The organism is Bacillus luti (genome assembly GCF_009739945.1).
GTDB lineage: Bacteria > Bacillota > Bacilli > Bacillales > Bacillaceae_G > Bacillus_A > Bacillus_A luti.
This window is the reverse complement of record NZ_CP040336.1, coordinates 4,779,538-4,804,056: the sequence shown is the minus strand read 5'-3', so window position 1 is coordinate 4,804,056 and position 24,519 is coordinate 4,779,538. Positions and strand designations below refer to the sequence as shown.

Annotated in this window: 24 protein-coding genes and 1 riboswitch; of the genes, 16 read left to right on the top strand and 8 right to left on the bottom strand. The window is 36.5% G+C overall.

Features of this window, described 5'->3' with window-relative positions:
- The first annotated feature begins 18 nt into the window (after positions 1 to 18).
- Positions 19 to 1,554 (top strand): bifunctional phosphoribosylaminoimidazolecarboxamide formyltransferase/IMP cyclohydrolase, encoded by a 1,536-nt coding sequence (gene purH, locus EUC40_RS24195; RefSeq protein ID WP_071710556.1) that lies wholly within the window; start codon positions 19 to 21, stop codon positions 1,552 to 1,554.
- Positions 1,555 to 1,629: 75 nt separating this feature from the next.
- Positions 1,630 to 2,901 (top strand): phosphoribosylamine--glycine ligase, encoded by a 1,272-nt coding sequence (gene purD, locus EUC40_RS24190; protein WP_156576797.1) that lies wholly within the window; start codon positions 1,630 to 1,632, stop codon positions 2,899 to 2,901.
- 36 nt (positions 2,902 to 2,937) lie between these two features.
- Here purD and EUC40_RS24185 read toward each other — a convergent pair whose 3' ends face one another.
- The 3 genes from EUC40_RS24185 to EUC40_RS24175 form a co-directional block, all read right to left on the bottom strand.
- Positions 2,938 to 3,102 (bottom strand): type II toxin-antitoxin system antitoxin, encoded by a 165-nt coding sequence (locus tag EUC40_RS24185; RefSeq protein WP_001085171.1) that lies wholly within the window; start codon positions 3,100 to 3,102, stop codon positions 2,938 to 2,940.
- A gap of 15 nt (positions 3,103 to 3,117) precedes the next feature.
- Positions 3,118 to 3,963, bottom strand: coding sequence for an SPFH domain-containing protein (locus EUC40_RS24180; RefSeq protein WP_000660686.1), 846 nt, complete (start codon positions 3,961 to 3,963; stop codon positions 3,118 to 3,120).
- 220 nt (positions 3,964 to 4,183) lie between these two features.
- Entirely contained in the window at positions 4,184 to 4,561 is a 378-nt protein-coding gene (locus EUC40_RS24175) for a YgaP family membrane protein (RefSeq protein WP_071710553.1), read from the bottom strand.
- Between the two features lie 337 nt (positions 4,562 to 4,898).
- Between EUC40_RS24175 and pcrB the strand changes: the two genes are divergently transcribed.
- From pcrB to EUC40_RS27085, 7 genes are all read left to right on the top strand, one after another.
- Positions 4,899 to 5,588, top strand: coding sequence for a heptaprenylglyceryl phosphate synthase (gene pcrB, locus EUC40_RS24170; RefSeq protein WP_000272075.1), 690 nt, complete (start codon positions 4,899 to 4,901; stop codon positions 5,586 to 5,588).
- On the top strand, positions 5,589 to 7,853 hold the full coding sequence (pcrA, locus tag EUC40_RS24165; RefSeq protein ID WP_001149614.1) for a DNA helicase PcrA: 2,265 nt from the start codon (positions 5,589 to 5,591) through the stop codon (positions 7,851 to 7,853).
- Positions 7,854 to 7,868: 15 nt separating this feature from the next.
- On the top strand, positions 7,869 to 9,878 hold the full coding sequence (ligA, locus tag EUC40_RS24160) for an NAD-dependent DNA ligase LigA (RefSeq protein WP_156576796.1): 2,010 nt from the start codon (positions 7,869 to 7,871) through the stop codon (positions 9,876 to 9,878).
- A gap of 16 nt (positions 9,879 to 9,894) precedes the next feature.
- Positions 9,895 to 11,091, top strand: coding sequence for a CamS family sex pheromone protein (locus EUC40_RS24155; protein ID WP_156576795.1), 1,197 nt, complete (start codon positions 9,895 to 9,897; stop codon positions 11,089 to 11,091).
- 86 nt (positions 11,092 to 11,177) lie between these two features.
- Complete coding sequence (locus EUC40_RS24150; protein WP_156576794.1) at positions 11,178 to 11,948, top strand: TSUP family transporter; 771 nt, start codon at positions 11,178 to 11,180, stop codon at positions 11,946 to 11,948.
- 152 nt (positions 11,949 to 12,100) lie between these two features.
- The gene (gene pruA, locus EUC40_RS24145) at positions 12,101 to 13,648 is read left to right on the top strand and encodes an L-glutamate gamma-semialdehyde dehydrogenase (RefSeq protein ID WP_000259546.1); all 1,548 of its coding nucleotides are present in this window, start codon (positions 12,101 to 12,103) and stop codon (positions 13,646 to 13,648) included.
- Positions 13,649 to 13,833: 185 nt separating this feature from the next.
- Positions 13,834 to 13,983 (top strand): hypothetical protein, encoded by a 150-nt coding sequence (locus tag EUC40_RS27085; protein WP_071710549.1) that lies wholly within the window; start codon positions 13,834 to 13,836, stop codon positions 13,981 to 13,983.
- A 230-nt stretch (positions 13,984 to 14,213) separates the two neighbouring features.
- On the opposite strand, the gene EUC40_RS24140 is transcribed toward EUC40_RS27085, so the two are convergent.
- Complete coding sequence (locus EUC40_RS24140) at positions 14,214 to 14,777, bottom strand: cysteine hydrolase family protein (RefSeq protein WP_156576793.1); 564 nt, start codon at positions 14,775 to 14,777, stop codon at positions 14,214 to 14,216.
- A 232-nt stretch (positions 14,778 to 15,009) separates the two neighbouring features.
- Positions 15,010 to 15,114: riboswitch (SAM riboswitch) on the top strand.
- Positions 15,115 to 15,237: 123 nt separating this feature from the next.
- On the opposite strand from EUC40_RS24140, the gene EUC40_RS24135 reads away from it, so the two are divergent.
- The 3 genes from EUC40_RS24135 to EUC40_RS24125 are packed head-to-tail and all read left to right on the top strand — an operon-like array spanning position 15,238 to position 17,776.
- A complete protein-coding gene (locus EUC40_RS24135; protein ID WP_071710547.1) occupies positions 15,238 to 16,257 on the top strand; it encodes a methionine ABC transporter ATP-binding protein in 1,020 nt (339 codons plus the stop codon).
- Positions 16,247 to 16,912: a methionine ABC transporter permease gene (locus EUC40_RS24130; protein ID WP_016107417.1), complete on the top strand. Its 666-nt coding sequence runs from the start codon at positions 16,247 to 16,249 to the stop codon at positions 16,910 to 16,912. Before EUC40_RS24135 ends, EUC40_RS24130 begins: the two co-directional genes overlap by 11 nt.
- A 21-nt stretch (positions 16,913 to 16,933) precedes the next feature.
- Positions 16,934 to 17,776, top strand: coding sequence for a MetQ/NlpA family ABC transporter substrate-binding protein (locus tag EUC40_RS24125; RefSeq protein ID WP_156576792.1), 843 nt, complete (start codon positions 16,934 to 16,936; stop codon positions 17,774 to 17,776).
- A gap of 172 nt (positions 17,777 to 17,948) precedes the next feature.
- Here the strand turns inward: EUC40_RS24125 and EUC40_RS24120 are convergent, their stop codons facing one another.
- The 4 genes from EUC40_RS24120 to EUC40_RS24105 form a co-directional block, all read right to left on the bottom strand.
- A complete protein-coding gene (locus tag EUC40_RS24120) occupies positions 17,949 to 18,416 on the bottom strand; it encodes an HXXEE domain-containing protein (protein WP_156576972.1) in 468 nt (155 codons plus the stop codon).
- A 61-nt stretch (positions 18,417 to 18,477) separates the two neighbouring features.
- Complete coding sequence (locus EUC40_RS24115) at positions 18,478 to 18,669, bottom strand: DUF3926 domain-containing protein (protein WP_071710545.1); 192 nt, start codon at positions 18,667 to 18,669, stop codon at positions 18,478 to 18,480.
- Positions 18,662 to 19,843, bottom strand: a complete 1,182-nt coding sequence (locus tag EUC40_RS24110) for an ArsA family ATPase (protein ID WP_208814629.1) — start codon at positions 19,841 to 19,843, stop codon at positions 18,662 to 18,664. The genes EUC40_RS24115 and EUC40_RS24110 overlap by 8 nt, the downstream gene beginning before the upstream one ends.
- A gap of 76 nt (positions 19,844 to 19,919) precedes the next feature.
- On the bottom strand, positions 19,920 to 20,402 hold the full coding sequence (locus EUC40_RS24105) for a MarR family winged helix-turn-helix transcriptional regulator (RefSeq protein ID WP_156576790.1): 483 nt from the start codon (positions 20,400 to 20,402) through the stop codon (positions 19,920 to 19,922).
- A 231-nt stretch (positions 20,403 to 20,633) separates the two neighbouring features.
- Between EUC40_RS24105 and EUC40_RS24100 the strand changes: the two genes are divergently transcribed.
- The 4 genes from EUC40_RS24100 to gatB all read left to right on the top strand — a co-directional run bounded on the left by EUC40_RS24100 (position 20,634) and on the right by gatB (position 24,216).
- The gene (locus EUC40_RS24100) at positions 20,634 to 20,870 is read left to right on the top strand and encodes a YiaA/YiaB family inner membrane protein (RefSeq protein ID WP_001254392.1); all 237 of its coding nucleotides are present in this window, start codon (positions 20,634 to 20,636) and stop codon (positions 20,868 to 20,870) included.
- Between the two features lie 141 nt (positions 20,871 to 21,011).
- Positions 21,012 to 21,302, top strand: a complete 291-nt coding sequence (gatC, locus tag EUC40_RS24095) for an Asp-tRNA(Asn)/Glu-tRNA(Gln) amidotransferase subunit GatC (RefSeq protein ID WP_000086999.1) — start codon at positions 21,012 to 21,014, stop codon at positions 21,300 to 21,302.
- 14 nt (positions 21,303 to 21,316) lie between these two features.
- Entirely contained in the window at positions 21,317 to 22,774 is a 1,458-nt protein-coding gene (gene gatA, locus EUC40_RS24090; protein WP_000051441.1) for an Asp-tRNA(Asn)/Glu-tRNA(Gln) amidotransferase subunit GatA, read from the top strand.
- 14 nt (positions 22,775 to 22,788) lie between these two features.
- Positions 22,789 to 24,216, top strand: a complete 1,428-nt coding sequence (gatB, locus tag EUC40_RS24085; protein WP_001047679.1) for an Asp-tRNA(Asn)/Glu-tRNA(Gln) amidotransferase subunit GatB — start codon at positions 22,789 to 22,791, stop codon at positions 24,214 to 24,216.
- Positions 24,217 to 24,519 lie beyond the last annotated feature (303 nt).

Genomic DNA, 24,519 nt, shown 5'->3' with positions numbered 1-24,519 from the left:
ACTAGGGGTGAAGGGTCAATGAAAAAGCGTGCATTAGTAAGTGTTTCAGATAAAACAGGAGTAGTAGAATTTGTTAAAGGATTACTTGAACAAGGGATCGAAGTTATTTCAACAGGCGGTACGAAAAAATTACTAGAAGAGAACGGTTTACAAGTAATTGGTATTTCTGAAGTAACGGGTTTCCCCGAAATTATGGATGGCCGTGTAAAAACATTACACCCAAATATTCATGGTGGTCTATTAGCAGTTCGTGATAATGAAACGCATGTAGCGCAAATGAATGAATTAGGTATTCAAGCAATTGATTTTGTTGTTGTAAACTTATATCCATTTAAAGAAACAATCGCTAAGCCTGATGTAACATTTGCTGATGCAATTGAAAATATTGATATAGGTGGCCCGACAATGATTCGCTCTGCTGCGAAAAATCATAAATTTGTTTCTGTCATTGTAGATCCAGTAGATTATGATGTTGTGTTAGCAGAATTGAAAGAGAACGGCGAAGTAAAAGAAGAAACGAAACGTAAATTAGCAGCGAAAGTATTCCGTCATACAGCAGCTTATGATGCGCTAATTTCTAACTATTTAACAGAGCAAATGGGTGAAGAAAGTCCAGAAACATTAACTGTGACATTTGAGAAAAAACAAGACTTACGTTATGGCGAGAACCCGCATCAAAAGGCAACTTTCTATAAAGCACCATTCGCAGCAACTTCTTCAGTTGCATATGCAGAACAATTGCACGGAAAAGAATTATCTTACAACAATATCAATGATGCAGACGCAGCACTTAGCATCGTAAAAGAATTTACAGAACCAGCAGTAGTAGCGGTAAAACATATGAATCCATGTGGTGTTGGAGTAGGAACTGATATTCATGAAGCTTACACACGCGCTTATGAGGCAGATCCAGTATCAATCTTTGGTGGTATTATTGCAGCAAATCGTGAAATTGATAAAGCTACAGCTGAAAAGTTACATGAAATTTTCTTAGAAATTGTTATCGCTCCTTCGTTCTCACAAGAAGCTTTAGAAGTATTGCAAAGTAAGAAGAACTTACGCTTACTAACTGTAAATATTGAAAAAGCAACAAGTGCAAGTAAAAAACTAACTTCTGTACAAGGAGGACTTCTTGTTCAAGAAGAAGATACGTTATCATTAGATGAAAGTACAATTTCAATTCCAACGAAACGTGAACCGTCAGAGCAAGAGTGGAAAGATTTAAAACTAGCTTGGAAAGTTGTAAAACATGTGAAATCAAATGCAATTGTTTTAGCAAAAGATGATATGACAATTGGGGTAGGTGCAGGGCAAATGAATCGCGTAGGTTCTGCGAAAATTGCAATCACACAAGCTAGTGAAAAAGCGCAAGGTAGCGCACTTGCATCTGATGCTTTCTTCCCAATGCCAGATACAGTAGAAGAAGCAGCAAAAGCGGGAATTACAGCAATCATCCAACCAGGTGGATCAATCCGTGATGAAGATTCTATTAAAATGGCAGATGAGTATGGGATTGCGATGGTGTTCACTGGCGTACGTCATTTCAAACACTAATAGAGTAATTTTAGAAAAAACAAACTAGGAGCATAGCTTCTAGTTTGTACTTATTTAATTATTGGGGGATGAAATATGAATGTTTTAGTAATTGGCCGCGGTGGGCGTGAGCATGCATTAGCTTGGAAGTTTGCACAATCCGAAAAGGTAGAAAAAGTGTATGTAGCACCAGGTAATGAAGGTATGCGAGATGTTGCAACACCAGTTGATATTGATGAAAATGATTTTGATGCATTAGTCTTATTTGCTAAAGAGAATAATGTGGAATTAACTTTCGTTGGACCAGAAATTCCACTTATGAATGGAATCGTTGATCGTTTTAAAGAAGAGGGACTTCGTGTATTTGGTCCAAATAAAGCGGCTGCTGTTATTGAGGGTAGTAAAGCTTTTACAAAAGAGCTTATGAAAAAGTATGATATTCCAACTGCAGCATATGAAACTTTTACAGATTATGAAGAAGCAGTACAGTACATTCAAAAGGTTGGTGCGCCAATCGTTATTAAAGCTGATGGCTTAGCTGCTGGTAAAGGTGTAACAGTAGCAATGACGCTTGAAGAGGCATTACAGGCTGTGAAAGAAATGCTACAAGATGTAAAATTTGGTGAAGCAAGTAAGAAGGTCGTTATCGAAGAATTTTTAGATGGACAAGAATTTTCATTAATGGCATTCGTGAATGGAACAACTGTACATCCGATGGTAATTGCTCAAGATCATAAACGAGCTTTTGATGGCGATAAAGGTCCAAATACGGGTGGAATGGGTGCATATTCTCCAGTACCACAAATTCCAGAATCAGCAGTTCAAGAAGCAATTGAAACAGTATTACATCCAACTGCTAAAGCGATGATTGCAGAAAATCGTTCATTTACAGGGATTTTATATGCGGGGCTTATTTTAACAAATGATGGTCCAAAGGTAATTGAATTTAATGCGCGCTTTGGTGATCCTGAAACGGAAGTAGTCTTACCTCGTTTAGAAAATGATTTAGTTGATGTATGTAACGCTGTATTAGATGAAAGTGAACTAACGTTACAATGGTCAGAAGAAGCAGTAATTGGTGTTGTACTGGCTTCTAAAGGATATCCAGAAGCGTATAAAAAAGGTGACATTATTAACGGATTAGATGCGCTGCAAGATGTGATTGTTTTCCATGCGGGTACAGCAATGAAACATGGTGACTTTGTGACAAACGGTGGTCGTGTCCTATTTGTTGCTTGTAAGGCGAATAGTTTACAAGAAGCAAAAGATACAGTATATAAAGAAATCGGTAAAATTGAGAGTGATGGCCTATTTTATCGAAGTGATATAGGATATCGTGCAATTGGGCATGAGATGACGAAAAATTAATATGTGAAAAATCCCGCTGATTTCTCAGCGGGATTTTTATGCATCTTTATCTTTTTTCAATTTACCTTTTTGCTTTGCCATTTCTCGAAGTAAATACTCGATGTGTGCATTGACGCTACGAAACTCATCATTTGCCCATTTTTCGATGACTGCGTGTAATTCAGGATCAATCCGTAATGGAAAGCTTTTCTTTTTCGCCATAATTGCTTATAGCCCTTAGTATAGGCTTCCTGTATTAATGACTGGTTGCGCACCTTTATCTGAAACGATGGCAACTAATAAGTTGTTTACCATATTTGCTTTACGCTCGTCATCTAATTCAAGTACGCCTTCCTCATCTAACATATGGATTGAATCTTTCGCCATCTTAACAGCACCTTCAACAATCTCTTTTCTAGCAGCTAATACTGCTTTCGCTTGTTGACGTTGTAGCATTGCATGGGCAATTTCTGTTGCGTAGGCTAAGTGTGTTAAACGAGTTTCTAATACTTCTACACCAGCAATTTCAAGACGTGCTTCTAACTCACGTTTTAACTCCTCAGAGACTTCTTCAGTATTTCCGCGTAATGTAACGCTGGTTTCATCTTGGAAATTGTCATAAGGATATTTCGTTGCAACGTGGCGGATTGCCGTTTCACTTTGAATTTCTACAAATCGATCATAATGTTCAACGCCGAACATTGCTTTTGCAGAATCAACAACTTTATATACGATAACGGCTGCAATTTCAATTGGATTTCCGTCAACATCATTTACTTTTAATTTCTTACTGTTAAAGTTTTCAACACGTAAAGATACAGTTTGACGGAATGCGAATGGAATCGTTAAAAATAAACCGTTTTGACGAATTGTTCCTAAATAATTACCGAAGAACGTAATGACTTTCGCTTGGTTCGGCTGAACGATACCGATACCTGTAGCGAGAACCGCGGCTAAAATAATCGTTAATGCTGCTCCTATGAAAATTTCTTGTACAAGGAAAAATACACCGATAGCAGCTAAAATTAAAATCCCGATAATACCGAGAAAACCATTTACATAAAATACTTGTTTTTCTTTCATATGATCGCCTCCTTGATATAAAAATGATATCACTTTTATATCATTTTATGCAAGAGGGATACACCTAATTTTCTGAATTTTATTAATCGACATCTGTTATGTATATTTCAAGGGCACGGAACAGAATATACGTTCTATTTTGTGTTAAAATAAAGAAGACTTAACCGCCCACTGCAGCAGCTAAGTCCCTTTGAGAGCATCTTGCATCGTGACAAATGATTCAAAGCGGTTTTGCCAGGATTATATTTTCAATCGCTGACTCAATCTCTTTGTCAGAAGCGTCATAACTTCCATTTGACTGTGGTTTGTCATGATTGGAAGTTTGACTCACTTCTTCTTTAGCATGTCCTTTTTCAGCAAAATTCATGCTAGGTATTTTAAATGCGCCCATACTCATATATTTTCCAAGCTTACATACTTCAGCAATAGGGCAGAAACGAACAATTCCCTCAGCAACTTTCATTGCACCAATCCATAGTAAAACTTTAGACCAAGTGCACCACGGTTTGCGTACGAGTTTAGCGGTACTACAACCGAAGAGGATAAGTCCGAGTGTAATTCGAATTAGAGCATTGATTGTACCGATGTTTTGCTTCATTAGAAACACACTCCTTTTTGATGAACTTCGAAATAGTAAATACTATTTCTCTTATTAGTATCCCGTGTGATTTTGCTGATATGTAATCCAACATTTGACGTTGAAAAAGATGTTGGAATGAGCGTGTGTGTAAGTAGCTTTTTTTGTTATAATGAAAGAATGCGTAAAAGGAAGTTCAAAATTAAACCCTCTCGTTTAGAAAAATAAGGAAGAGGAAATCGCGAAATTAAATCTCCGTTTTAAATAAATATTTAAGATGAAGTTACAAAAATCCAGATGAAAATTAACTGTTATTTTGAACAGGAATATATAACTTGAAAAAAGAAAGGGTGTTTTCATGTACGATATTTCCGGGTGGAAACATGTATTTAAGCTTGACCCAAACAAGGAGTTAAGCGATGAACATTTAGAAATGATTTGTGAGTCTGGAACGGACGCTGTTATTGTAGGCGGCAGTGACGGTATAACAATTGATAATGTATTGCACATGCTAGTTAGCATTCGTAGATATGCAGTTCCTTGTGTGTTAGAGGTTTCTGATGTGGAAGCAATTACACCGGGATTTGATTTTTATTACATCCCAAGCGTTTTAAATAGCCGAAAAGTGGAGTGGGTAACAGGGGTTCATCATGAGGCGTTGAAAGAATTTGGGGATATTATGGACTGGGACGAGATTTTCATGGAAGGGTATTGTGTTTTAAATCCAGAAGCGAAAGTAGCCCAGCTTACAGATGCAAAATGTGATTTAACAGAAGATGATGTTATCGCATATGCGCGTTTAGCAGACAAGCTATTACATTTACCGATATTCTATTTAGAATATAGCGGTACGTATGGTGATATTGAACTTGTTAAAAATGTAAAAGAAGAATTGAAACAAGCTAAGCTATATTATGGCGGTGGTATTTCTAATGCAGAACAAGCGAAAGAAATGGCGCAGTATGCTGATACAGTAGTTGTTGGAAATGTTATTTATGATGATATAAAAGCTGCGTTAAAAACAGTTAAAGCAGTAAAAGGAGAGTAGGTGCAGGCGTATATGAGTATGACAGATAAGTTATTAAACGGTTTAAATCCACAGCAACAAAAAGCAGTACAAACAACGAATGGCCCACTTCTATTAATGGCAGGCGCAGGTAGTGGTAAAACACGTGTACTAACACATCGTATTGCGTATTTACTTGGTGAAAAAGGTGTGGCGCCATGGAATGTGCTAGCAATTACCTTCACAAATAAAGCTGCTCGTGAAATGCGCGAGCGTATTGATACACTTGTCGGACCAGAAGCAGAAGATATTTGGATTTCTACGTTCCACTCTATGTGTGTACGTATTTTACGACGTGATATTGACCGCATTGGAATTAATCGTAACTTTACGATTTTAGATGCAGGTGATCAGTTAACTGTGGTCAAAAAAATTATGAAAGAGCGCAATATTGATCCGAAGAAGTTTGAGCCGCGCTCTATTTTAGCAGGTATTAGTAATGCAAAAAATGAACTATTGTCTGCAGATAAATATGCAAAAAAAATTACAATCGCTGATCCATATGAAAAATTAACGAGTGATGTATATACAGAATATCAAAAACGTCTTCTGAAAAATAACTCATTAGACTTTGATGATTTAATTATGACGACGATTCAACTATTTGAACGTGTTCCAGAAGTACTAGAGTTTTATCAGCGTAAGTTCCAATATATTCACGTTGATGAGTATCAAGATACGAACAAAGCGCAGTACCTTCTTGTTAAACACTTAGCAGCACGTTTTAAAAATTTATGCGTTGTAGGTGACTCAGATCAGTCTATTTATCGCTGGCGTGGTGCGGACATTTCTAACATTTTGTCATTCGAAAAAGACTATGAGAATGCGCAAGTTATTCTGTTAGAACAAAACTATCGTTCGTCCCAAAATATTTTAAATGCAGCAAATGCTGTAATTGAAAAAAATACGAATCGTAAACCGAAGAAATTATGGACAGACAATCAAGTTGGAAGCAAAATTTCGTATTATCGTGCTGCAACGGAAAAAGACGAAGCATACTTTGTTGCGAAAAAAATTCGTGACGATATTCAAATGGGGAAACGAAAATATACTGATTTTGCAGTGTTATATCGTACGAATGCCCAGTCTCGTATGGTCGAGGAGATTTTCCTGAAATCTAATATTCCTTACAAAATTGTCGGCGGTACGAAGTTCTACGATCGTAAAGAGATTAAAGACATTTTGGCGTATTTGCGTTTAATTGGGAATCCAGATGATGAGATTAGCTTCGCACGTATTATTAACGTGCCAAAGCGCGGAATTGGTGCGACTTCTATAGATAAAATTATTAATTACGGTGTACAAAATGGAATTTCATTAACGGCTGTATTCGATGAGATTGAGCATGTTGGAGTAAGTGCAAAGGTTACAAAGGCAGTGAAAGAATTCGCAGGTTTATTACACAACTGGGTAAATATGCAAGAGTATTTATCTGTTACAGAATTAGTAGAAGAAGTTATTGAAAAAACAGGCTATCGCGATATGTTGAAAAACGAGCGTACTTTAGAAGCGGAAGGTCGTCTAGAAAACTTAGATGAGTTTTTATCTGTTACGCAAACATTTGAATCTCAAAGCGAAGATAAGAGCCTAGTTGCATTCTTAACAGACTTAGCACTTGTTGCTGATATTGATCGTGTAGATGAGGATCCAACTGCAGGTGAGGAAGTTATTTTAATGACGATGCACTCAGCAAAAGGGCTAGAGTTCCCTGTTGTCTTTATCGTTGGTCTAGAGGAAGGAATATTCCCGCATACTCGTTCCCTTATGGAAGAAGATGAAATGCAGGAAGAGCGTCGCCTTGCTTATGTAGGTATTACTCGTGCAGAAGAAGAGTTGTACTTATCTAATGCACAAATGCGTACTTTATTCGGTAGAACAAGTATGAATGCAGCATCTCGATTTATTACTGAAATCCCAGCAGAGCTAGTGGAACCATTAAATGAAACAGCGCCGAAGCGTGAGACGTCGTTTGGGGCAAAGGCAAAAGGAAGAACGACAGGTGCAATGGCGACAAGCACTGGAACGACACGTTCTCGTTCGGCTTTCGTACGTCCGGCTGTTAAGACAACAGGTGGCGAGCAAATTGGTTGGGCAGTAGGAGATAAAGCTTCTCATCAGAAATGGGGAGTCGGTACAGTTGTCAGTGTAAAAGGTGAAGGTGATGCAAAAGAATTAGATATTGCGTTCCCAAGCCCAATTGGTGTTAAACGTTTATTAGCAAAATTTGCACCTGTGACGAAACAATAGGAAAGGAATGAGGGTATGTCAAAAGAGATAGCAAAAAAACGTATAGAAGAACTGCGTGATTTGTTAAACACATTTAATTATCAATATCACGTATTAGACAATCCTTCGGTTTCTGATGCGGAGTATGACCGTAATATGCAGGAGCTTATAAAATTAGAAGCAGAGAATCCAGAGTTTATGAGTGAAGACTCTCCCTCCATTCGTGTTGGGGGGACGGTTCTTGATATATTTGAAAAAGTAACACATAAGTCACCGATGTTAAGTTTAGGAAATGCATTTAACGAAGGAGATTTACGTGATTTCGACCGAAGAGTACGTCAAGGAATTGATGATGCGAATGTAAGATATATATGCGAATTGAAAATTGACGGACTTGCCGTTTCACTTCATTATGAAAAAGGACGCTTTATTCAAGGTGCAACGCGTGGTGATGGTATAACGGGTGAAGATATTACCCAAAACTTAAAAACGATTAAAGCTATCCCGCTTCGTTTAAATGAAGAAGTAACGTTAGAAGCAAGAGGCGAAGCTTATATGCCGAAGCGTTCATTTGTTAAATTAAATGAAGAAAAAGAGCAAAATGGTGAAGATGTATTTGCGAATCCGCGTAATGCAGCAGCAGGTTCAATACGTCAACTGGATCCGAAAATTGCAGCAAAGCGTAACCTATCTATGTTTGTGTACGGTCTTGCGAATGTAGAAGAAAAAACGATCCCATCGCATAGTGAATCACTTGATTTCTTAGGTGAACTTGGATTTAAGACAAATCCAAATCGCCGCACATGTGAAACAATTGAAGAGGTTATAGCTTATGTAGAAGAATGGCAAGAAAAACGTCCGCACCTTGATTATGAGATCGATGGAATCGTTATAAAAGTAGACGATGTTGCTCTTCAAGAAAATTTAGGAACTACAGCAAAGAGTCCGAGATGGGCGATTGCTTATAAGTTCCCGGCTGAAGAAGTTGTAACGAGATTAACAGGGATTGAATTAAGTGTGGGCCGCACAGGAGTTGTAACGCCGACTGCAGAGCTAGAGCCAGTACGAGTGGCTGGTACGATCGTTCGTCGTGCCTCTTTACATAACGAGGATTTAATTCGCGAAAAAGACATTCGAATTGGTGATTACGTTGTTGTGAAAAAGGCTGGAGATATTATTCCTGAAGTTGTGAACGTTATTTTTGATAAGCGTACTGGTGAGGAAGATGAATACCATATGCCGACGCATTGCCCAGCATGTGAGAGTGAACTAGTTCGTTTAGAAGAAGAAGTAGCACTTCGCTGTATAAATCCAACTTGTCCAGCTCAGATTCGCGAGGGATTAATTCATTTCGTTTCAAGAAATGCAATGAATATTGACGGACTTGGAGAGCGTGTTATCACACAGCTCTTTGATGCAGATTATATTCGTACGTTTGCAGATTTATATGCATTGACGAAAGAACAATTATTACAGCTAGAACGATTCGGTGAAAAATCAGCAACGAATTTAGTACAAGCAATTGAGAATTCTAAAGAAAACTCGTTAGAGCGATTATTATTTGGTCTTGGAATTCGCCACGTTGGAGCGAAAGCAGCACGTACATTTGCGGAGCATTTCGAAACAATGGATGGGCTTGTGAAAGCAACGGAAGAAGAACTAAAAGCAATTAATGAAATTGGTGAAAAAATGGCTCAATCTGTTGTGACATATTTTGATAATGAAGACGTATTAGAGTTATTGCAACAGTTTAAAGAGTATGGCGTGAACATGACATACAAAGGTATAAAGAGTGCGGATTTACAAAATGTTGAATCTTATTTCGCAGGAAAAACGGTTGTCTTAACAGGTAAGTTAGAAATTATGGGACGAAGTGAAGCGAAGAAGAAGATTGAAGCATTAGGTGGAAAAGTAACGGGAAGTGTTAGTAAAAGTACAGATTTAGTCGTTGCAGGTGAAGCAGCAGGTTCGAAATTAGCACAAGCGGAGAAACATAATGTTGAGGTTTGGAATGAAGAGAGGTTCTTACAAGAGCTAAATAAGTAAGAGGTGCAAACTTACCATGAAAAAAATAGCATTAGCGGTATTAAGCCTTAGCCTACTTGTAAGTGGGTGTAGTATAGGTGCCGACAAAGATGAAAAAGTGGTTGAGAAATCGGGGAAAGCAAAAGAGCAAGCGATCGTCCCAAAATACTCTATTTCGGATGAATATTATAAGACGACTGTTCCATTTGATGCAGGATCTGCACGTGGTTTAGTTGTACAAGGATTAAATAGTCGCCTTGATGTAGATGAATTTGAAACAGGATTAATGCGTATTGCGAAAGATTCCTTTAGTACGAAAGATTATTTCTTTAAAGGTGGAAGTGCTCTAGATACCCAAACTGTACAAATGCTTGTTAAAAGAAAGCGTACAGATGCTCAGCAAAAGGAACTAGAGACAAAATTAAAAAAAGATGCGGTTAAATTTCCGAACATAGGATTAAATCCAGCGTTAGGTGAAGGATCCGAATCACTAGAAGTAAAAAACAAAAAAAATCCAATATATATTTCAAATATTTTAGAGCATGATTATTATGTGAAAAAAGGCGAGAAAGATGTTGAACTTGGTGGAATTGTAGTTGGTTTAGCGATGAATTCGGTTCATTATTACGAGGAAGAGCACGGTTATCCACGTGAAGCTAAAATCGAGGACGAAAAATTGTTAGCTGAAGGGAAAAAAATGGCGCAAGAAATCTTGAAAGTTATGCACCAAAAAAAGCCCGAAATAAAAAATGTTCCGATTACATTTGCGATTTATCGTCAATCTCCAAAATCTTCACTTGTGCCAGGTAATTTTGTTTCTTATGCGAATGTGGAAAAAGGTAGTGAAACGGTTGAAGATTGGAAACAAATTAATGAGAAATATTATTTATTCCCATCTGAACAAGCGAAAACAGATAATAAACGTGAAGATCTTGCAAGGGTATCAAACTTTAAAGCAAAACTAAGCGATTATTTCCAAGGCGACTATACAGCTGTTATCGGTACTGGTATGTATAAAGATGATGAATTAAAAGAAATGAAGCTGGACATTCCTGTCCAATTTAATGGGAAAGCTGACATAATTGCTTTTACACAATATGTTGCAGGGCTTGTTACGGAATACTTCCCGAATTATATGAAAGTACAAGTAACGATTAAATCTGTAGAACGTCCAGAAGCTATAATTATACGTGAAGCGAAGCAAGATGAACCATTTGTGAAAATTTTAGATTAAATAGGAGAGCTGTTCCCTTGGGGAACAGCTTTTTTTCTTGAGGAATTTTGTTATAATTTAAAATGTTAAAAATAAGGGGGAAGGTCATGGATGAGTTAAGCTTTCAAGTCATTATTTTATTAATTGCATTTGGTTTTTTAGCAGCTTTTATTGATTCAGTTGTTGGAGGGGGAGGGTTAATTTCACTTCCCGCACTTATGTTTGTTGGTTTGCCGCCAGCTTCTGCGATTGCAACGAATAAATTAGCTGCAACGATGGGGACGTTTACGAGTACAATTTATTTTATTCGATCAGGAAAGGTAGATTTTAAAATTGTAGGAAAGTTAATCCCGTTAACTATTATTGGAGCAGTTGCAGGTGCTTTAGTAGTAAAATTTATTCCACCAGATATTTTACGTCCATTAGTACTTGTGATGTTGGTATTTATTGCTATTTATATTATTGCGAAAAAGGATTGGGGAAGTGTATCTACCTATAAAAAGATGACGAAAAGGAAAACATTAATATTTTTCTTTGTTATTTTAATGATAGGGTTTTATGATGGATTTTTTGGACCAGGAACAGGCTCCTTTTTAATTTTTGCATTTTTATTAATCGGTTTGGATTTTATTCAAGCGGCAGCATCTGGAAAACCTTTGAACTTTGTTAGTAACATCGTATCTTTAATTACTTTTTTATTTTTAGACATAATTCATTTTGAATACGGTATTATCATGGGATTATCGATGATTTTTGGCGCTTATTTTGGATCGAAGTTTGCCGTTCAAAAAGGTGTTGGATATGTGAGGACTTTATTCTTATTAGTAACTATTTTATTGATTGGAAAAAACATTTTGGAATATACTCATATTTTGTAGAGTTATACGTATGTATAACTCTATTTTTTTATTATATTTTAAAAATTAATTAATTTTTAAAATATAAGTCTAGGAATATTTGAATAAATCTAAATTATCGTGTAGAATAATGTTGTAAAATGTAAACGTTTTTCTAAGGGGAGGCTAAAAGGATGGTAGTAGCATACAAACATGAGCCATTTACAGATTTTTCAGTAGAGGCGAACAAATTAGCGTTTGAAGAAGGTTTAAAGAAAGTAGAATCTTATCTTGGACAAGACTATCCATTAATTATTGGGGGAGAAAAAATCACTACAGAAGACAAGATTGTTTCTGTAAACCCTGCAAATAAAGAGGAACTTGTTGGTCGCGTTTCAAAAGCAAGCCGTGAGTTAGCTGAAAAAGCAATGCAAGTAGCGGATGAAACATTCCAAACTTGGAGAAAGTCAAAACCAGAAATGCGTGCAGACATTTTATTCCGTGCTGCAGCAATCGTTCGTCGTAGAAAACATGAATTCTCTGCTATTCTTGTAAAAGAAGCAGGTAAACCATGGAATGAAGCAGATGCTGATACAGCAGAAGCAATCGACTTTATGGAATATTATGCTCGTCAAATGTTGAAATTAAAAGACGGTATTCCAGTAGAAAGCCGTCCAATTGAATATAATCGTTTCTCTTACATTCCATTAGGAGTAGGTGTTATCATTTCTCCTTGGAACTTCCCATTCGCAATTATGGCAGGTATGACAACAGCTGCTTTAGTTTCTGGGAACACAGTATTACTAAAACCAGCTAGTACAACTCCTGTAGTAGCAGCGAAATTCATGGAAGTATTAGAAGAAGCTGGTTTACCAGCTGGCGTAGTAAACTTCGTTCCAGGTAACGGTTCTGAAGTTGGTGACTACTTAGTAGATCATCCTCGTACACGCTTCATTAGTTTCACTGGATCTCGCGATGTAGGTATCCGTATTTATGAGCGTGCAGCGAAAGTAAACCCAGGACAAATCTGGTTAAAACGTGTTATCGCTGAAATGGGCGGTAAAGATACAATCGTTGTTGATAAAGAAGCTGATCTTGAATTAGCTGCTAAATCTATCGTTGCATCAGCATTCGGATTCTCAGGACAAAAATGTTCTGCATGTTCTCGTGCAGTAATCCACGAAGATGTATACGATCACGTATTAAATCGTGCAGTTGAATTAACAAAAGAATTAACAGTTGATAACCCAGCTGTATTAGGTACAAACATGGGTCCTGTTAATGACCAAGCTGCATTTGATAAAGTAATGAGCTATGTTGCAATTGGTAAAGAAGAAGGTAGAATCTTAACAGGTGGCGAAGGAGACGATTCTAAAGGCTGGTTCATCCAACCAACAATCGTTGCTGACGTTGCAGAAGATGCTCGCTTAATGAAAGAAGAAATCTTCGGACCAGTAGTAGCATTCTGTAAAGCAAAAGACTTTGATCATGCACTTGCAATTGCAAACAATACAGAATACGGTTTAACAGGTGCTGTTGTTACTAACAACCGTGACCATATTGAAAAAGCACGTGAAGACTTCCACGTAGGTAACTTATACTTCAACCGTGGATGTACTGGTGCAATCGTAGGTTACCAACCATTCGGTGGCTTTAATATGTCTGGTACAGACTCTAAAGCTGGTGGCCCTGACTACTTAGCACTTCACATGCAAGCAAAAACTACTTCTGAAACTTTATAAGAAATAGTAGAAGAGATCTTCGCAGTCTGCGAAGATCTCTTTTTTTTGAAAAACTTTTTATATGTGGATTAAGATAGATATCAGTAGAAAAACTAATTAAGTAATAAGGTTTATTTCAGTAAAATAAGGTATATTATATTTGTTGAATAGATTCTCTTTAAAGAGAAGAAAAGTAGGTGAACAAAGTGGGAAAATATCAATTAGATTACAAAGGCCAGGTAGCTGTTGCAAAGTTTCATGAAAAACAGACGCCTGTCAAATTTGATAAAAAGCAGCAAATTGAAAAATTGCGTGCGGAGTATTTGAAAAAGAAACAAGAACAAACAGATAAGTAATAGGAAAGACTAGTCAATTTGAATCAGAATCAATTACCACATATTACCGTTTGTTAAGTGGAACTAGCTAAACCCTATTAATAGCGGGATAAACATGTAAATAGAAACAAAACAACGAGAAAAGTTGACTCATTAGTCACATTTTTTAGTATTCATTTTAAGGATTTCCTGTATAATACAATTTGAAAGAAAATCTATGGTTTGACAAGAAACACTCTTTTCGGTTTTGCTCACTGAAGAGAGTGTTTTTTTGTAGCTAAAAACTCCTCTGTACTCATTACATTTGCATATACGCCATTTAAACTAGCTAAAATTGTATTATGAATATAAACGGCTGGTATAGTAGCGTTTTTAAAAGAAAGATCTTTTGTAGCACAAGCATCATGTATAACAGTACATTGCAAGCCGAAATCAAAGGCAGCCCTTACGGTAGCATCAATACACATATGGGTCATCATCCCACATATGACGACGTGTTTAATGTCTAAACGTTGTAATTGCTCTAGAAGATTCGTTTCTCGAAAGCTATTTGGATAGTGCTTGAGTATAACCGTTTCTTCTCTAAGCGGACGAACATTTTCGTGAATATGTACACCTTCTGTATTTGGTAGAAAAAAAGTAGCGTCATCTTTTATAGCTACATGTTGGATATGAAAAATAGGTTTGTTGTCCTTTCTAAAGTACTGGAGCAGTTGACTAGCATATTCACTTGCTTCTACTGGATTACGCAATTCCATCTTTCCATGTGGAAAATAATCATTTTGAATATCAACGAGTAAAAGAGCTGTTTTCATATATTTATCTTCCTCCAAGTTTCATATTCAAATAATGTTATTCAATTCGTAGAGAAGATTATCCTTTTTAAAAATATGCGAAGAGGGAATTTTACATAACTTTTAAAATTGATATTTTATAATCTAAAAATTTTAATAAAGAAATAATTAATATTTTTCTAAAAAATATGTTGACTCCCATTATTCTGAGTTCTATAATGAGAATTAATTAAACGACAATTAAATCGATACATTCTTATCCAGAGAGGTGGAGGGACTGGCCCTACGATACCTCAGCAACGGGTTTTTAAATACCGTGCTAACTCCAGCAAGCCTTTATAGGCTTGGAAGATGAGAAGATGTGACCGAGTACATATAAGTGCTCTCCTTCTTATCTTTATGGTTGATAAGAAGGAGAGCACTTTTTATTTTACCTCGAAAGCTCTACTTCAAGTTTTTACAGCATATAGGAGGGAAGAAAATGATTTCTTTTAACAACGTAAGTAAAGTGTATGAATCAGGTGGGCAATCTGTTCATGCGGTGGAGGATGTAACGTTATCCGTTGAGAAAGGTGAAATTTTTGGCATTATCGGTTTTAGTGGCGCTGGAAAGAGTACATTGTTACGCTTAGTAAATATGTTAGAGAGACCGACGGCAGGAACGATTTCGATAGATGATAAAGATATTACATCATTATCGACGAAAGATTTACGGAAGCTAAGACAGAGAATCGGAATGATTTTTCAAAGTTTTAATTTATTTAATTCAAGAACAGTGTTTGGGAACATTGCTTACCCATTAAAGTTAGCGAAAGTACCAAAGAATGAAATAAAAGAAAGAGTAAATGAACTGTTGAAGTTTGTAGGATTAGAAGATAAAGCAAACTATTATCCAGAGCAATTATCGGGTGGACAAAAGCAACGTGTTGGGATTGCAAGAGCGCTGGCGACATCACCAGATATCCTTATATGTGATGAGGCAACATCAGCTTTAGACCCAGAAACAACGACAGAGATTTTGAACTTATTAAAGAAGGTAAATAGAGAGTACAATTTAACAATTCTTCTTATTACACATGAAATGCACGTTGTGAAAGAAATTTGTCACCGTGTAGCTGTGATGGAAAAAGGAAAAGTAATTGAAGAAGGAAAACTGTTTGACGTGTTCACACAACCAAAAACAAAAACGACTCAAAACTTTGTACGTTCTGTTATTAATGATCATTTACCAGAAAGTGTTCTAGCGAAAATTCAAAATGGTGGACAGATTTACCGCTTAACTTTTACTGGTGAGGAGACAGGACAGCCTGTACTATCTTATATCGCAAAAAACTATAACGTTGATGTAAATGTACTGTACGGAAATATTATTGAACTTCAAAATGTGCTATTTGGAAATCTTCTTGTAGAGCTGCAAGGTGAGCAGAAGGAAATCCAAAAAGCATTACAACATCTAAGACTGCAAGTGCAGCTTAAGGAGGTAGAAGCTCATGCGAGTTGATTGGAGTATATTTTGGCCTCGTATATTAGATGCGACGGGGGATACCCTCTTAATGGTAATTGTAACCCTTATATTCGCTACAATTCTCGGTATACCTCTAGGTTTACTTTTATATGTAACGCGTAAAGGAAACTTTTTAGAGAATAAATGGGTCTTTTCAATTCTTAATGTCATTATTAATACAATTCGTCCAGTTCCATTTATTATCTTTTTAGTAGCTTTAAGTCCGCTAACAAGAAGTGTTATCGGAACGACAATTGGAACAGCAGCAGCGATCTTTCCAATGACGTTAGTTGCATCAATTGGTATTGCTAGAATGGTTGAAACAAACCTTGTTTCTGTTCCGAAAGGGGTAATTGAAGCAGCGCAAGCGATGGGTGCTTCACCACTTAGAATTGTTTTTGAAATTCTCGTGCCAGAAGCGTTAGCACCATTAATCTTAGGTGTCACGTTTATGACAGTTGGTCTAATTGAATTTTCAGCAGTTGCTGGGCTTGTCGGCGGTGGTGGCCTTGGCGACTTAGCAATGACATACGGTTATCAACGCTTTGATACATCAGTTATGTTCGTAACGGTTGTTCTACTTATTATTCTCGTACAGATAGCTCAAAATTTAGGAAACTACTTTGCGAAAGTCTTTTTACGCAGATCATAAAAAGGAAGAGGGGAAAAGAAAATGAAGAAAATTTTAGCATTTGCATTATCAGCGATTGTAGGGATTTCAGCGTTAAGCGGCTGCTCGGATGCAGGAGCAAAAGAGAAAACAGTTCGCATTGGTGTAACTGGAACGGATGGAAACGCTTGGGAAATTGTAAAGGGAAAAGCTGAAAAAGAAGGGATTAAAGTTAAACTGATTGAGTTCTCTGATTACACGACGCCAAACAAAGCGTTAGCTGATGGAGATATTGAACTAAACTCATTCCAGCATATTGCGTTCTTAGAACAATTTAAGAAGGAGCATAAGTTAGATATTACAGCTGTTGGTACAACGCAAATTGCACCAATGGGTTTATACTCTGAAAAACATAAGAAAGCAAATGAAATTCCAGATGGTTCAGAAATTGCGATTCCAAATGATCCAACGAACCAAGCACGTGCATTAAAACTTCTTGATGCAGCTGGGTTATTAAAGCTTAAAAAAGACTTTGGTCTATTTGGAGATCCAAGTGGTATCGCTGAAAATCCGAAGAAATTAAAAATTACACCGGTTATCGCACAGCAAACACCTCGTGTATTAAAAGATGTAGCAGCTTCAGTTATTAATAACGGTGTTGCTGGTCAAGCTGGATTAGATCCAGCGAAGGATCCAATTTTCTTAGAAGACCCAAAGAATGAAAATGCGAAGCCATATATTAATATTTTCGCAGCTCGTACGAAAGATAAAGATGATCCAACACTGAAAAAAGTAATTGAACTATATCATTCAAAAGAAGTAACAGATGCAATTAAGAAAGAAACAAATGATGGTTCTATTTCAGTAGATCTTTCACTCGATGAGCTTGAAAAAATCGTAAAATAATGATTGAGTTTAACGGACTGGCAGAAGGAACCCCTCCGCTGTTAGTTCGTTCAACATATAATCTACTTAACAAACAAAACAAACCCTAATTCTGTACCTTCCAATTTTGTATAACGTAGAATCCAATGTTTGTTAAGTAGAGTGATAGACCAGGAGTTTTCCTGGTCTTTTTTTATGAATGAAAGTAGCTAGCGAATAGTAAGGTAATCCAAATTATAACAGGATAAGAAAATAAACTGAAAGTGAGTGTAATTACGAATTTCTTTTTATGAATTAAGTAGTTTTGGGATAAAAAAAAGAAAATAGAAAAGATGACAATGAAAGCTGCGGATATTACGCCAGGGTTATAGGAACGGTAAATGAAAAACAAAATAATATGTTGAACAGAGTTGAAGAAAATTGCTCCTTGTATAAAAATAATCCAGTATATAGAAGACAAGAAGTTTAGTTGATATAGAAAGACGATAAGTAAAACAAAGATTGTTAATGCGGAAATGGCAATGAAAAATTGTTGGGTTGTTATAAAATGAATTGAAAATTGATTAGCGAGATATTGAGGCATTTGGAAAGATTCTTCAAGGTTATGAATGAAAAATAACAAGGGAATAATCCAAAGCATAATAGTTTGATTTTTTTTCAACAACTTACATCACTCCAATATGGAGATAGAAAGCCTAGAAAGGCCCTCTATCCAGAGATGTTCATTCAATTATAATACTTTTTAAATTATCTTCATGATGCCCTTGTTCTGTCGGATAAGCAGCAAGCTCCTCTTGTAAAATACTTAGTATTTGCTTAGCTGATTGTTGGATTGGGGCAGGTAACTCTTCTAATATATGCATACTGAATTTTATTTTTGTACGGATTATCTTCCTTAGTAGTTCCTCATGCATGCACTACACCTCCAAACCGAATGTTAAGTACATCATCTTCAAACTTCGCTCCTTGGATAGAAAGGTGGGTTAATGTTTTGGGTAATGTGATATTTCGTTTCACAGAACCAGCCCGAATAATAAGCTCATCACCTTTTTGATTTAATGCAAGCCCACTTTTGTTTGAGAAGGGAATGGACAGAACGAAAATATACTCATCGCCATCCTTTTTTACATATTGTGTGCGGCCGTTAAATTTTACTTCCGTAGGAGAAGAATCTGATTTGAATAAAGCGCCTCCTACACGTTCTAACATAGACAAACCGACAACTTCTTGTTCAAACATTGGAGCTTCGTAAATAGGAAGTGGATCAAAACTATCTTGAATTAATGTTTTATATTTCTTTTGCGTATCTTTCCATGCTTGAAAATAAGGATCGGTGACAGTGTTAGGGATGACGCGGTTAATCATAATGGCATCTACGTTATAATCGTATAAATTTAAATACGTAAAGCTGCGCTGTGCTTCTTTAATGACCATTTTTTCAGGATTTACAACGATGCGGATACTTGTTACTTCTCGGTTTGATAAAATATCTCTCATTTCTCCGAGCTGTTCAAGTGTATTTGTTAATTCGTCCATAATATCATCGGTTGGAAGGGGGACACCAAGAAGTGGTTGGGCTACAGGGCGAACAACTTTTAAAACTTTTCTTTTAATAGGAAAGAGTTTTTCCATCCACCAGCCAAGCATGTCTGGAAAGCTGAGCATTGCTAATGTTTCTCCTGTTGGAGCACAATCAATGATAATAACATCATATGTGTTTTGTTTATAATAATCGAGTACTCGGAGTAGGCTAATTAAATCTTCCATACCAGGAAACATCGTTAACTCTTCTGTTGTAATATCATCAGCTGCTTTGGAAGTGAAGAGTAGTGTAATATATTTCTGTAATTTCCCCCAGCCTTTTTCCATCTCATAAATTGTATTAATTTCTTGTGCCCACAAATTTTTACGAATTTCTAGTGGCTCAGAAGATAACTTTATACCAAATGAATCTCCTAAACTATGGGCTGGGTCTGTGCTCATTACTAATGTTTTTAATCCCTGTTTTGCGCTTTGAAGTGCTGTTGCTGCTGAAATGCTAGTTTTTCCTACGCCGCCTTTACCTGTATACAAAATAATCCTCATCATTCTATCCCCTTTATTTCGAGTGTCGGATATTACGAGTTACGAAATATTTTTTTGAATAAAAACCCTAGTAGGGTTTTTATTCAATCGGAATGTTTTTCATTTTAGGTGTAAAAACCTTTTCTTCTGTTTTTTGCTGTGACGTAGCAATGTGGTTCATAATCTTTTGGAAGATTTGTAGTAAGAATGCTTTTTCCTCTTCTGATAATGCTTCTGTCACTAGGCTAAAGTAATGGGCTGCATTTTGTTTTACTTCTTGAACGAGCATTACGCCGTTTTCTGTTAAACGAATTAATACAATGCGTCGGTCGTTTTCATCACGGTACCTTTCAATATATCCCTTTTTTACAAGGCGATTTACAACACCTGTCGTTGTACTCATTGGTATATCAAGAAGGTCAGCAATTTTTGTCATTGTAATATCTGTATTTCGCTCCATCCAAAGTAAACAAAATACTTCTGTTTTAGAAAGTGTTAAATCTAGGCTTACCCATTCTTCAGGATAGAAAAGTTTCTTGGCGTTATCTAGCAGTAAGTCTAAAAAATGTTCATATTGCAACAATTATTTCCACTCCCGTATATTTCGAGGTTCGTAATATTTGTTTTTATCTTATGCTTAATTGAAATAAATGTCAATAATTTTAACTGTTTTTTCAGATTAGACAGAAAACTAACTTTAAAATAGTATTCTTTTATGGTAGATTTATAAATATAAAACTAGAATTTACATAAAAATCCATTGTGGTAAATATACTTATCAATAATGGATGTACAGCTAACGAGGGGGAGAACGATGAGACGACGTAATACGCAAGCGTTCACGTTTTTAGCATGGACTTCATTTGTTTGCGCGCTTTCAGGTATGCTAATTGGAATTTATACGTTAGATGAAACGCTTAGTGTAAAAGGGTATTATTTAATTGGAACATTATTTTTAACGATGTCTTGTTTTGTATTACAGAAAACAATTCGTGATAATGAAGAGGATAATGAAAGATTTCCAAAAAATGAACCGCTAGATAAAGATTAATTTGTAAAGAAAGGCGTTTGCCTTTCTTTTTTTATGTAAAAATGCAGTAAGTGCCGTGTGTTGACTTGCTTGAAGTACTGAAAATTTGGTATCATCAATAGTATTGTAGATTGAACGATATATTATGGAGGTGGCCTAGCCGTGTCAAGAATTTCCGTTGAGAATGTAAAGCACGTTGCACATTTAGCACGTCTTGCAATTACTGATCAAGAAGCAGAAAAATTTCAAAAACAACTAGATGCAATTGTTACATTTGCAGAACAGTTAAATGAATTAGATACAACAGATGTAAAACCAACAACTCATGTATTAACTATGAAAAATGTTATGCGTGAAGATGTACCAGAAAAAGGTTTACCAGTAGAAGAAGTATTAAAAAATGCACCGGATCACAAAGATAATCAAATCCGTGTTCCAGCAGTATTAGAATAGAGGAGGGAATTTCGATGTCATTATTTGATCATTCGGTATCAGAGTTACATAAGAAGTTAAACAACAAAGAAATTTCCGTTACGGATTTAGTAGAAGAATCTTACAAACGTATTGCGGATGTTGAAGATAACGTAAAAGCTTTTCTTACATTAGATGAAGAAAACGCACGCGCGAAAGCGAAAGAATTAGACGCTAAGATTGGTGCTGAAGATAATGGTTTATTATTCGGTATGCCAATCGGTGTAAAAGATAACATTGTAACTAACGGTCTTCGTACTACTTGTGCGAGCAAAATGTTAGCAAACTTCGATCCAATTTATGATGCGACAGTTGTGCAAAAGCTAAAAGCTGCTGACACAATTACAATCGGTAAATTAAACATGGACGAGTTCGCAATGGGTTCTTCAAATGAAAACTCAGGTTTCTACGCTACGAAAAACCCATGGAACTTAGATTATGTTCCAGGCGGATCTAGTGGTGGTTCTGCAGCAGCTGTAGCAGCAGGAGAAGTATTATTCTCTCTAGGTTCTGATACGGGTGGTTCTATCCGTCAGCCAGCTGCATATTGCGGCGTTGTAGGTTTAAAACCAACTTACGGACGCGTATCTCGTTACGGATTAGTAGCATTCGCATCTTCACTTGACCAAATCGGACCGATTACACGTACAGTAGAAGATAATGCATACTTATTACAAGCTATTTCAGGTATTGACCGTATGGATGCAACTTCTGCAAACGTTGAAGTAGGAAACTACTTAGCTGGTTTAACAGGCGACGTTAAAGGTTTACGCATTGCTGTACCGAAAGAATACTTAGGCGAAGGTGTTGGCGAAGAAGCTCGTGAGTCAGTACTAGCTGCTTTAAAAGTATTAGAAGGTATGGGCGCAACGTGGGAAGAAGTATCTCTTCCACACTCTAAATACGCTCTAGCAACGTATTACTTATTATCTTCTTCTGAAGCATCTGCTAACCTTTCACGCTTCGATGGCGTACGTTACGGTGTTCGTTCTGATAATGTAAATAATTTATTAGATCTATACAAAAACACACGTAGTGAAGGTTTCGGTGATGAAGTAAAACGTCGTATTATGCTTGGTACATTTGCACTTAGCTCTGGTTACTATGATGCATATTACAAAAAAGCACAACAAGTACGTACATTAATTAAAAACGACTTTGAAAATGTATTTGCGAACTACGATGTTATTATTGGACCAACAACACCAACTCCTGCATTTAAAGTGGGCGAAAAAGTTGATGATCCAATGACAATGTATGCAAATGACATTTTAACAATCCCAGTAAACTTAGCGGGTGTTCCAGCGATTTCTGTTCCATGTGGATTCGGTGCTAACAACATGCCACTTGGTCTACAAATCATTGGTAAACACTTCGATGAAGCGACAATTTACCGCGTTGCACATGCGTTTGAGCAAGCAACAGACTATCATACAAAAAAAGCAAGTCTGTAAGGAGGCGAGCATAGATGAATTTAGAAACAATTATTGGTTTAGAGGTTCACGTTGAGTTAAAAACAAATTCGAAAATTTTCTCTGCGAGTCCAACAGAATTCGGAGCGGAGCCAAATACACAAACAAGTGTAATTGACTTAGGATACCCAGGGGTACTTCCTACTTTAAATAAAGAAGCAGTTAACTTTGCAATGAAAGCTGCAATGGCATTAAACTGTGAAATCGCAACGGAAACGAAGTTCGACCGTAAAAACTATTTCTATCCAGATAATCCGAAAGCTTACCAAATCTCTCAATTTGATAAGCCAATCGGTGAAAATGGTTGGATTGAAATCGAAGTAGACGGTAAAAAGAAACGTATCGGTATTACACGTCTTCATTTAGAAGAAGATGCTGGTAAATCAACGCATACAGCTGATGGTTCATTAGTAGACTATAACCGTCAAGGTATGCCTTTAATCGAGATCGTATCTGAGCCAGATATGCGTACGCCAGAAGAAGCATATGCATATTTAGAGAAGTTAAAATCAATCATTCAATACACTGGTGTATCTGATTGTAAGATGGAAGAAGGTTCTCTACGTTGTGATGCGAACATTTCCCTTCGTCCTGTTGGACAAGAGAAGTTCGGTACAAAAGCGGAACTGAAAAACTTAAACTCATTCACTTACGTACAAAAAGGTCTTGAGCACGAGCAAGTGCGTCAAGAAAAAGAATTATTATCTGGTGGTATCATCCAACAAGAAACACGCCGTTATGATGAAGCAACAAAGAAAACAATCTTAATGCGTGTGAAAGAAGGATCTGACGATTACCGTTACTTCCCAGAGCCAGACTTAGTTGAACTTTACATCGATGATGCGTGGAAAGAAGAAGTTCGTGCTTCTATTCCGGAACTTCCAGATGCACGTAAAGCTCGCTACGTTGCAGAAATTGGCTTACCAGCTTATGACGCACACGTATTAACATTAACGAAAGAGATGTCTGATTTCTTCGAAGCAACTGTTGCAGACGGTGCTGATGCGAAATTAACATCAAACTGGTTAATGGGTGAAGTGCTTGCATACTTAAACAAACAACAAAAAGAATTAAAAGACGTTGCATTAACGCCTGCTGGTTTATCTAAAATGGTTCAATTAATTGAAAAAGGTACAATTTCTTCGAAAATCGCGAAGAAAGTATTTAATGAATTAATTGAAAAAGGTGGAGACCCAGAAGAAATCGTTAAAGCGAAAGGTCTTGTTCAAATTTCTGACGAGGGTACACTTCGTAAAGTTGTAACAGAAATTCTTGATAATAATGAGCAATCTATCGAAGACTTTAAAAACGGTAAAGACCGTGCAATTGGCTTCTTAGTTGGTCAAATTATGAAAGCTACAAAAGGACAAGCAAATCCACCGCTTGTTAATAAAATCTTACTTGAAGAGATTAATAAGCGATAATAGTAGTAACTTTTAAAGATTAAGCAGAAAAACACCCGCACATGGGTGTTTTTCTAGGTTAATCAAACGTTTGTTTAAATGAGGGGAAATCGTTTAAACAAACGTTTGATTAACTGTCAAAAGTGAAAAAATGTTTGTATAGTGACTATGGTATGATAGTTGCAAAAAGGTGGGAATAATGATAAATCTAGACATAGAGGTTTTTTTTCATCTCATGAAATAATAGATAATTATTATTCGTTATATGTAAATTGTTGTGAGGAAATAGATGGGCATAACTTTTTTTGCCAAATAAAACAAAAC